Annotated in this window: 1 protein-coding gene (only partly in view); it reads left to right on the top strand. The window is 73.6% G+C overall.

Annotation, left to right across the window (positions count from 1 at the left end; genetic code table 11):
• The first annotated feature begins 100 nt into the window (after positions 1-100).
• Positions 101-11,355, top strand: the 5' end (the start) of a protein-coding gene (locus ACIOGX_RS02645) for an SDR family NAD(P)-dependent oxidoreductase (protein ID WP_401909670.1). 22,114 nt of this gene lie beyond the right edge of the window; 11,255 of the gene's 33,369 nt are visible here — the first part of the coding sequence; the start codon lies at positions 101-103; its stop codon lies beyond the right edge, outside the window.

The raw sequence follows: 11,355 nt of genomic DNA, 5'->3' as shown, positions 1-11,355 counted from the left end.
CCTCCCGGCGGCGTCCGCCCCGCCCCGCCGTGCCGGGCAGACGCCGCCGGTCGCGCGGTACGTGCGGCACCTGCGAACTGAAAGAGATCTGGAGAGTCCGATGAGCACGTCCACCAACAAGTACGTCGAGGCGCTGCGGTCCTCCCTGAAGGAGATCGAGCGGCTCCGTCAGCAGAACCAGCGGCTGGTGGCGGCTGCCGAGGAGCCCATCGCCGTCGTCGGGATCGGCTGCCGCTACCCCGGCGGGGTGACGTCCCCCGAGGACCTGTGGGAGCTGGTCACCGAAGGCCGCGACGTCATGGCCGGCTTCCCCGCCGACCGCGGCTGGGACCTGGAGCGCCTCGCCGGGGACGGCCCCGGCCGCAGCCTCGCCCAAGAGGGCGGGTTCCTCTACGACATGGCGGACTTCGACCCCGGGTTCTTCGGGATCTCGCCGCGCGAGGCCGTCGCCATGGATCCCCAGCAGCGGCTGCTGCTGGAAGTCGCCTGGGAGGCCCTGGAGCGCGCCGGGATCGACCCGGTCACGCTGCGCGGCAGCCGGGCGGGCGTGTTCGTCGGCACGGCCGGGCAGGACTACGCCACGGTCATCAAGGCGTCCGACGAGGACGCGGAGCTGTACTCGACCACCGGGCACGCGGCGAGCGTCATCTCCGGCCGGCTCTCCTACACATTCGGCGCCGAGGGCCCCGCCGTCACCGTCGACACCGCCTGCTCCTCCTCACTGGTCGCGCTGCACTGGGCCGCGCAGTCCCTGCGCAACGGCGAGTGCTCCATGGCCCTGGCGGGCGGCGCCTCCGTGATGGCGACGCCCGGCCCCTTCGTCTCCTTCACCGCCCAGAGCGGCATGGCCGCCGACGGCCGCTGCAAGTCGTTCTCCCAGGACGCCGACGGCACCGGCTGGGGCGAGGGCGCCGCCGTCCTCGTACTGGAACGCCTCTCGGACGCCCAGCGGGCCGGTCACCCGGTGCTGGCCGTCCTGCGCGGCAGCGCGATCAACCAGGACGGCGCGTCCAACGGCCTGTCCGCGCCCCACGGCCCCTCGCAGCGGCGCGTCATCCGCGCCGCCCTGGAGAACGCCCGGCTGGCACCCGCCGAGGTGGACATCGTCGAGGCGCACGGTACGGGGACGACACTCGGCGACCCGATCGAGGCGCAGGCTCTGCTGGCCACCTACGGCCAGGACCGCGAACACCCGCTGCGGCTGGGATCGGTCAAGTCGAACATCGGGCACACCCAGGCGGCCTCGGGCGCCGCCGGTGTCATCAAGATGATCATGGCGATGCGGCACGGACTGATGCCCCGCAGCCTGCACGTGGGCGAGCCCTCCCACGACGTGGACTGGACCACCGGCTCCATCGAACTGCTCGACCAGCCGCTCGCCTGGCCCGAGACGGGCCGCGCCCGGCGCGCCGCCGTCTCCTCCTTCGGCGTCAGCGGCACCAACGCGCATGTGATCCTCGAACAGGCCCCGCCGGCCGCCGAGAACACCCCCGCCGAGAACGCCTCCACCGGTAACGCCTCCACCGGGAACACCCCCGCCGAGGACTCCGCGCTCCCCGGTGTCATCCCCTGGGCCCTCTCGGGCCGGACCGCCGCCGCCCTGGCCGACCAGCGCGCCCGGCTGCTCTCCTTCATCGAACGCGCCCCCGGGACCCGGCCCGCCGACATCGGCCACTCCCTCGCCACCGGGCGCTCGGTCTTCGAGCACCGGTCCGTGCTGCTCGCCGACCCCGCCGGCACCACCGAACCCCCCACGGTGATCGCCGAAGGCGTCGCCGACGAGGGCGCGCTCGCCGTCCTCTTCTCCGGGCAGGGCTCCCAGCGGCTCGGAATGGGACGTGAACTCCACGCCCGATTCCCGGTGTTCGCCGAGGCGTTCGACGCCGCCGCCGGCGTACTCGACACCCACCTCGACCGTCCGCTGCGCGACATCGTCTGGGGAACCGACCCCGGCCCGCTCGACGAGACCCGCTGGACACAGCCCGCACTCTTCGCCGTCGAGGTCGCGCTCTACCGCCTCGTCGTCTCGCTCGGCGTCACCCCCGACTTCGTCGGCGGGCACTCCATCGGTGAGATCGCGGCCGCCCATGTGGCGGGCGTCTTCTCCCTGGAGGACGCCTGCCGCCTCGTCGCCGCCCGCGCCTCGCTGATGGCGGCCCTGCCCGCCGGCGGCGTCATGGCCGCCGTGCAGGCCACCGAGGACGAGGTCGCCCCGCTGCTCGCCGGAGTCACCGAGCGGGTGTCGATCGCCGCCGTCAACGGACCCACGTCCGTGGTCGTCGCCGGTGACGAGAGCGCCGTACAGGACATCGCCGCACACTTCGAGGCACGGGACCGCAGGACCAGGAGGCTGCGCGTCTCGCACGCCTTCCACTCGCCGCTGATGGAACCGATGCTGTCGGAGTTCCGCGCCGTCGCGGAGAGCCTGACGTACGAGGAACCCGCCATCCCCGTCGTGTCGAACGTGACCGGCCGGATCGCCGAGGTCGCGGAGCTGTGCTCCGCCGCCTACTGGGTACGGCACGTACGCGAGGCCGTACGGTTCGCCGACGGCGTCCGCACCCTCACCGGACGCGGCGTCACCACCCTGCTCGAACTGGGCCCCGACGGCGTGCTCTCCGCCATGGCCCAGGACTCGCTCACGGAGCGGGAGGTGATGGTGCCGCTGCTGCGCAAGGACCGCCCGGAGGAACCGGCCGCCGTCACCGCCCTCGCACGGATCCACGTCCGGGGCGCCACCGTGCGCTGGTCCGGCCTCTACGAAGGGTCCGGCGCCCGCCGCGTCGACCTGCCCACCTACCCGTTCCAGCGCCGCCGCTTCTGGCCCGCCGTCACCCTCGACACGGCCGGCGACATGCGCGCCGCCGGACTCGGCTCCGCCGGACACCCGCTGCTCGGCGCGGCCGTCGAACTGGCCGACGGCGAGGGCGCGCTGTTCACCAGCCGGCTGTCCACGCGGTCCCACCCCTGGCTCGCCGACCACGGCGTGCGCGGCCGTGCCCTGCTGCCCGGAACGGCCTTCGTCGAACTGGCCATCCGCGCCGGTGACGAGGTCGACTGCGGCCGTGTCGAGGAACTGGCCCTCGCCGCACCCCTCGCACTCCCCGAGCACGGCGCCGTACAGCTCCAGGTGCGCGTCGGAGCGGCCGACGCCGCCGGACGCCGCCCGCTGGGCATCTACTCGCGCGTCGAGGACGGCTTCGACCTCCCCTGGTCGCAGCACGCCACCGGTGTCGTCGCCCCCGGCACGGGCGCCCCCGACCCCGGCTTCGACGCCACCGTATGGCCGCCCGCGGGCGCGGAACCCGTCGACCTCGACGGCTGCTACGAACGGCTCGCCGGACTCGGCTTCGACTACGGCCCCGTCTTCCAGGGCCTGCGCGCCGCCTGGCGGCGCGGCGACGAGGTGTACGCCGACGTCACCCTCCCGGAGGACGCGGGCACCGACGCGAGCGCCTTCGGCCTCCACCCGGCACTGCTCGACGCCGCCCAGCACGCGGCGGCCTTCACCGACCTCGGCGCCATCAGCAGGGGCGGCCTCCCGTTCGCCTGGGAGGGCGTGTCACTCATCGCCTCCGGTGCCACGTCGGTACGCGCCCGGCTGTCCCCGGCGGGCGACGACACCGTCTCCATCGCGGTCTACGACGCGGCGGGCGGCCCGGTACTCTCCGTGGACTCCCTCGTCTCCCGCACCGTCCCCACCGAGAGCCTCGACGGCACCGGCGTGGTGCACCGCGACTCCCTGTTCCGCGTGGAGTGGACCGCGGTGAAGGGCCCGGCCCCGGCCGGACCCGACGCGGTGGCCGTGATCGGCGCCGACCCGCTCGGTCTGGCCGGCGCGCTGCGTACGGCGGGCACCCCGGTGACGGCCCATCAGGACCTGACCGCGCTCGCGGCCACGGACGGACCGGTTCCCGGCATGGTCCTGATCACCGCCTCCGGGGCACCCGGCGGCCGGGGCGACGGCGAGGGCGAGGGCGGCGGTGACGGCGACGGAGCGGGTGCCGTAGCGGCGACCCACGCCCTCGGCGCCCGCGTGCTCGGAGACGTACAACGCTGGCTGGACGAGGACCGGTTCGCCGACGCGCGCCTGGTGTTCGTCACCCACGGCGCCCTGACGGGCCACGACCTCGCCGCCGCCTCGGTCCACGGCCTCGTACGGACCGCCAGGACCGAGAACCCCGGACGCTTCGGCCTGCTGGACCTGGGACGTCCCTCGCACGCCCCGGACACCGGCGCGGCCCCGCTCCCCCCGGAGGCCGGGCCGGCCCTCCTGCTCTCCGCCCTCGCGGTCGCGGCCGACGAGCCCGACCTCGCGGTGCGCGACGGAGAACTGCTCGCCGCCCGCCTGACCCGCGTCCCCGCCCCCGCCGCCGAGGAGCGGGCCGCCTGGGATCCCGAGGGCACCGTCCTCATCACCGGCGGTACCGGCGGACTCGGCGGCGTCCTCGCCCGGCACCTGGCCGCCGAGCGCGGCGTACGGCACCTGCTGCTCGTCAGCCGCCGCGGCCCCGCCGCCGACGGCGCCGAGACGCTCCAGGCCGAACTCACCGCACAGGGCGCCCACGTGACCATCGCCGCCTGCGATGTCACCGACCGGACCGCCCTCGCGGAACTGCTGGCGGCCGTCCCCGCCGCACACCCGCTCACCGCCGTCGTCCACACCGCAGGCGTCGTCGACGACGGCGTGATCGGCTCACTGACCCCGGCGCGGCTCGACAGCGTGCTGCGCCCCAAGGCCGACGCGGCCTGGAACCTCCACGAACTGACCAGCGGACTCGACCTGGCCGCGTTCGTGCTCTTCTCCTCCGTCGCCGCCACCCTCGGCAGCCCCGGGCAGGCCAACTACGCGGCCGGGAACGCCTTCCTGGACGCGCTCGCCACCCACCGGCGCGCCCGCGGACTGCCCGGCCTCGCCCTCGCCTGGGGCCCCTGGACCCAGAGCGTCGGCATGACCAGGACACTCACCGACATCGACGTGGAGCGCATCGCACGCTCCGGCATGCCACCGCTCACCGTCGAGCAGGGCGTGGCGCTCTTCGACGCCGCCCTCGCCACCGGCCTGCCGGCCGTCGCGCCCGTACGCCTCGATCTGCCCGTCCTCCGTACCCAGGGCGAGATCCCGCCCCTGCTGCGCGGCCTCATCCGCACCCCCGGCCGGCGCGCCGCCGCACAGGTCTCCGAGACGGCGGGCGGCCTCGCCCAGCGGCTCACCGGACTGAACGCCGCCGAACGCCGCGAGATCCTCCTCGACCTCGTACGCGGCCAGGTCGCCCAGGTGCTCGGCCACGCCGACGCCGCGGAGGTGGAGGCGTCCCGCCAGTTCCAGGACCTCGGCTTCGACTCCCTGACGGCGGTCGAACTGCGCAACGGCCTCAACACCGTGACCGGCCTGCGGCTGCCCGCGACCATGGTCTTCGACTACCCGACCCCGAGCGCCCTCGCCGACCACATGCGCGACGAACTGCTCGGCACCGGGGCCGAGACACCGGCCGCGCCCGTGGCCGCGCCGCCGCCGGTCACCGACGACCCCATCGTGATCGTCGGCATGGCCTGCCGCTACCCGGGCGGGGTGACCTCGCCCGAGGACCTCTGGCGGCTCGTCACGGAGAACGGCGACGCCATCTCCGGCTTCCCCACCAACCGCGGCTGGGACCTCGACGGCCTCTACGACCCGGACCCCGACCACCCCGGCAGGACCCATGTCCGCGAGGGCGGATTCCTGCACACGGCGGGCGAGTTCGACCCGGACTTCTTCGGGATGTCGCCACGCGAGGCGATGGCCACCGACTCGCAGCAGCGCCTGCTGCTCGAACTCTCCTGGGAGGCCATCGAGCGCGCCGGTATCGACCCCGTCTCGCTCCGCGACAGCCGGACCGGTGTCTTCGCCGGTGTCATGTACAACGACTACGGGCCGCTGCTCACCGGCGAGGAGTACGAGGCCTTCCGCGGCAACGGCAGCGCGCCGAGTGTGGCCTCCGGCCGGGTCTCCTACACGCTCGGGCTCGAAGGCCCCGCGGTGACCGTGGACACCGCGTGCTCCTCCTCCCTGGTCGGCATGCATCTCGCCGCGCAGGCGCTGCGGAGCGGTGAATGCTCGCTGGCGCTGGCCGGCGGTGTGACCGTCATGTCCACCCCGAGCACCTTCGTCGAGTTCTCCCGGGCGCGCGGTCTGGCCCCCGACGGCCGGTCCAAGGCGTTCTCCGAGTCGGCCGACGGCGTCGCCTGGTCGGAGGGCGTCGGCATGCTGGTGCTGGAGCGGCTGTCCGACGCGCGGCGCAACGGCCACCAGGTGCTCGCCCTGCTGCGCGGCAGCGCGATCAACCAGGACGGTGCGTCGAACGGGCTGACGGCGCCGAACGGCCCGTCGCAGCAGCGCGTGATCCGTCAGGCGCTGGCGAGCGGTGGACTGTCGGCCGATGACGTCGATGTGGTGGAGGCGCACGGTACGGGGACGACGCTCGGCGATCCGATCGAGGCGCAGGCGCTCCTCGCCACGTACGGACGGGATCGCGACCCGGAGCGTCCACTGCTGCTCGGCTCGGTGAAGTCGAACATCGGTCACACGCAGGCCGCCGCCGGTGTCGCCGGTGTGATCAAGATGGTGATGGCGATGCGGCACGGGACGCTGCCGCGGACGCTCCATGTGACCGAGCCGTCGTCGCATGTCGACTGGTCGGCGGGCGCGGTGGAGTTGCTGACGGAGCCGGTGGAGTGGCCGGAGGCCGGTCGGGCGCGTCGGGCGGGTGTCTCGTCGTTCGGCATCAGCGGGACGAACGCCCACGTCATCCTGGAGCAGCCGCCCGCCGTCATCCGGGGAACGGTGCTCGCCGGGTCCGACGTCCCGGGTGAGGTCCCGGCCGAGGTCCCTGGTGTGGAGCCGGGCGTGGTGCCGTGGGTGTTCTCGGGCAGGACGCCCCAGGCGCTGGCGGATCAGGCGAAGCGGCTGCTGTCCCTCGTCGAGACGGGCCGGGGAACGCGGCCGGTGGATATCGGCTTCTCGCTGGTGACGGGCCGTTCGGTGTTCGAGCACCGCGCGGTGGTACTGGCCGGTGACCCCGCCGACACGGAGCGCGCGCTGACGGCGCTGGCGGCCGGCGACCCGGACAGGGCCGCGGTCTCGGGCACGGCCGCGGTCCCGGGCACGGTGACGGCCGGTAAGCATGCCTTCCTCTTCTCCGGTCAGGGGTCGCAGCGGCTGGGGATGGGCCGTGAGTTGTATGGGCGGTTCCCGGTGTTCGCGGAGGCGCTGGATTCCGTGCTCGCGCTGTTGGATGCCGGGTTGGGCAGGTCTCTGCGTGAGGTGATGTGGGGTGAGGACGCTGATCTGCTGAATGACACGGGGTTTACTCAGCCGGCGTTGTTCGCGGTGGAGGTGGCGCTGTTCCGGTTGGTGGAGTCGTGGGGTGTGCGGCCGGACTTCGTGGCGGGGCATTCGATCGGTGAGGTTGCGGCGGCGTATGTGGCGGGGGTGTTCTCGTTGGAGGATGCCTGTGTGTTGGTGGTGGCTCGTGCGCGGCTGATGGGTGCGCTGCCGTCCGGTGGTGCGATGGTCGCGGTCCGGGCGACGGAGGACGAGGTTCTTCCGCTGTTGTCCGAGCGTCAGGGCCGGGTGTCGGTCGCTGCCGTCAACGGCCCGTCGGCCGTGGTGATTTCAGGTGACGAGGACGTGGTCCTGGAGGTCGCGGCACGCCTGGAGGAGCAGGGCCGCAAGACGAGCAGGCTCCGGGTGTCGCACGCGTTCCACTCGCCGCTGATGGACCCGATGCTGGACGAGTTCCGCGCGGTGGCGGAAGGGCTGTCGTTCGCGGCGCCGCGTATCGGAGTGGTGTCGAATCTGACCGGTGGCCTGGCGTCGGCGGAGGAGCTGTGCTCGGCCGAGTACTGGGTACGTCATGTCCGCGAGGCCGTGCGCTTCGCCGATGGGGTACGGACGCTCGGCGAGCAGGGCGTGGGTACATTCCTGGAGTTGGGCCCGGACGGCGTGCTGTCGGCCATGGCCCAGGAGTCCGTGCCGGACGGAGCCGTGACCGTACCCCTGCTCCGTAAGGACCGTGCGGGAGAGTCCGCCGCGCTCACCGCTCTGGCGCGGCTGTACGTACGAGGCGTGCCCGTGGACTGGCCGGCCGTGTTCGCCGGAACCGGCGCGTCGCGGGTCGATGTGCCCACGTACCCCTTCCAGCATCAGTGGATCTGGCCGGCCGGCTCACAGGCCGGCGCCGCCGGTGATGTGCGGGCCGCCGGACTCGGCTCCGCCGGGCACCCGTTGCTGGGTGCGGCGGTCGAACTCGCCGAGGGTGAAGGCGCGTTGTTCACCGCACGGCTGTCCGTCCAGTCACACCCCTGGCTCGCCGATCACGCGGTGATGGGCCGCATCCTGCTGCCGGGCACCGCCCTGCTGGAACTGGCGTTCCGCGCCGGTGACGAGGTCGGCTGCGACCGGGTCGAGGAGCTGACGCTCGCGGCGCCGCTCGTGCTGCCGGAGGGCGGCGCGGTCCAGGTGCAGGTACGTGTCGGGGTCGCGGACGACGCGGACCGGCGCTCCCTCACGGTGCACTCCCGGCTCGACGGAGCCGACGAGCGGTCATGGACACAGCACGCCATGGGGGTGCTGACGGTCGGAGGCCGGACCCCGGCCGACGGCTTCGACGCGACGGTATGGCCGCCTGAGGGCGCCGAGGCGCTGGAAGCGGCGGGCTGCTACGAACGGTTCGCCGAGCTGGGGTTCGCGTACGGACCGGTGTTCCAGGGCCTGCGCGCGGCCTGGCGGCGTGACGGTGAGATCTTCGCCGAGGTGAGCCTTCCGGAGAGCGCGGAGGGCGACGCGGCCGCGTTCGGTCTGCACCCCGCGCTGCTCGACTCCGCGCTGCACGCCTCGCTCCTCGCGGGCGACGGCGAGGAGGGCGACGGAGGACTGCCGTTCTCGTGGGAGGGCGCGTCGCTCCACGCCACGGGTGCCTCCGCGCTACGGGTGCGCATCGCCCCGGCCGCGGGCCGGGACGCGGTGTCGATCGTGGCCGCGGACCAGTCGGGGGAGCTGGTCGTCTCGGTCGATTCACTGCTCGTACGCGCTGTGTCGCGCGAGGAGGTGAGCGAGGACGCGGCGCTGGCCAGGGACGCGCTGTTCGGCCTCGACTGGGTGCCGGTGCCGGCGGCGTCCGGTACGGATGTGCCCGAGGCCGTCGCGCTGGTGGGGCCCGACGCGCTCGGGCTCGCCGACGGACTGGCGGACTCCGGGGCGCGCGTCGAGCCGCATCCGGATCTGGCGTCGCTGGCGGCGGGGGAGTCCCCGGTGCCGGACGTCGTGCTCGTCGCCGTGTCCGGGGACCGGAACGGGGCCGTGGACGCGGGCGCGGATCCGAGCGGGGACGGGCGCGGGGACGGCCGCGGGGTGGCGGAGTCCGCCCACGCGCTGACCACGGACGTACTGGCGCTCGCACAGGGCTGGCTGGCCGAGGAGCGGTTCGCCGGCTCGCGGCTGGTGTTCGTCACCAGGGGCGCCATGGCGGCCGGTGACGAGGAGGCCGGCGATGTCGCGGCGGCCTCGGTGTGGGGCCTGGTGCGCTCCGCGCAGACGGAGAACCCCGGCTGCTTCGGCCTGGTGGACCTCGGCAGCGCGGACGACGGCGCCCTGGCCCGGTCCCTGACCACGGACGAGCCCCAGGTGGCGATCCGTGACGGTGTGATCCTGGCGGGCCGGCTCGCACGGCTGGCGTCGGGCACCGGTCTCGTACCACCGGCCGGGGTGCCCTGGCGGCTCGACAGCGCGACCCAGGGAAGCCTGGACGGGCTGACCCTGGCCCCGTTCCCCGAGGTCCTCGAACCACTGACCGGCAGCGAGGTCCGTATCGATGTACGGGCCGCCGGGGTCAACTTCCGCGATGTTCTCAAGGCCCTCGACATGTACCCCGGCGACGCCGGACGCATGGGGCGCGAGGCCGCGGGCGTGGTGACCGAAGTGGGTCCCGAGGTGACCGGGCTGCGGCCCGGAGACCAGGTCACCGGCCTGGTCTCCGGCGGCTTCGGCTCGCTGGTGGTCGGCGACGCGCGGCTCCTCACCCGGCTGCCCGACGGCTGGTCGTGGGAGACGGCGGCCTCGATGCCGCTCGTGTTCCTGACCGCGTACTACGCGCTGGTGGAGCTGGGCGGGCTGCGGCGTGGTGAGAAGGTGCTGATCCACGCCGGTGCGGGTGGTGTGGGTATGGCGGCGATCCAGGTGGCGAAGCATCTGGGTGCCGAGGTGTTCGCGACGGCGAGCGAGGGCAAGTGGGATGTCCTGCGGTCGCTGGGTGTGGCGGAGGATCATCTCGCCTCGTCGCGTACGACGGACTTCGAGGCGGCGTTCGCGCGGGTGAGCGGTGCTGGGGGTGTCGATGTCGTACTGAACTCGCTGGCCGGTGAGTTCGTGGACGCGTCGCTGCGGCTGGTCGGTCCCGGCGGCCGGTTCCTGGAGATGGGCAAGACCGACATCCGCGAGGCCGCCGACCTGCCCGAGGGCATGAACTACCAGGCATTCGACCTGGGTTGGGTGGAACCGGACGGTATCCAGCGGATGCTGGTCGCCGTCATGGACCTGTTCCGGCAGGGCGCGCTGGAGCCGCTGCCGGTGCGGTCGTGGGATGTGCGCCGGGCGCGGGACGCGTTCCGTTTCATGAGCATGGCCAGGCATGTCGGCAAGATCGTGCTGACCATGCCGCCCGTATGGGATCCCGAGGGTACGGTACTGATCACCGGTGGCACGGGCGGTCTGGGCGGTGTGCTGGCCCGTCATCTGGTGGCCGAGCGCGGCGTACGGCACCTGATGCTCACCAGCAGGCGCGGGCTCTCCGCCGAGGGAGCCACGGAACTCGTCGCCGAACTGACGGCACAGGGCGCCGCGGTGTCCGTCGAGACCTGTGACGTCGCGGACCGCGACGCCCTGGCGGGCCTGCTGGGCGCGGTCCCGGCCGAGCATCCGCTGACGGCGGTCGTCCACACGGCGGGTGTGCTGGACGACGGGATCATCGGTTCACTGACCCCGGAGCGACTGGCCCGCGTGCTCCGTCCGAAGATCGACGCGGCCTGGAATCTCCATGAGCTGACGCGCGGTCTCGACCTGGCCGCGTTCGTGGTCTTCTCCTCCGTCTCCGGTGTGATCGGCGGCGCGGGACAGGCCAACTACGCGGCGGGCAACGCCTTCCTGGACGCGCTCGCCGCACACCGGCAGGCCACGGGCCTGCCGGGGGTCTCGCTGGCGTGGGGCGCCTGGAACCAGGGCGCGGGCATGACGAGCGGCCTCGGCGAAGCCGATCTGCGCCGGGCCGCCGAAGCCGGTATGCCCCTGCTCTCGGTCGACCAGGGCGTGTCACTGTTCGA

The organism is Streptomyces sp. NPDC088147 (assembly GCF_044741565.1).
GTDB lineage: Bacteria > Actinomycetota > Actinomycetes > Streptomycetales > Streptomycetaceae > Streptomyces.
Note: the sequence above shows the minus strand (reverse complement) of the source record. Positions and strands in the feature narration are given on the sequence as shown.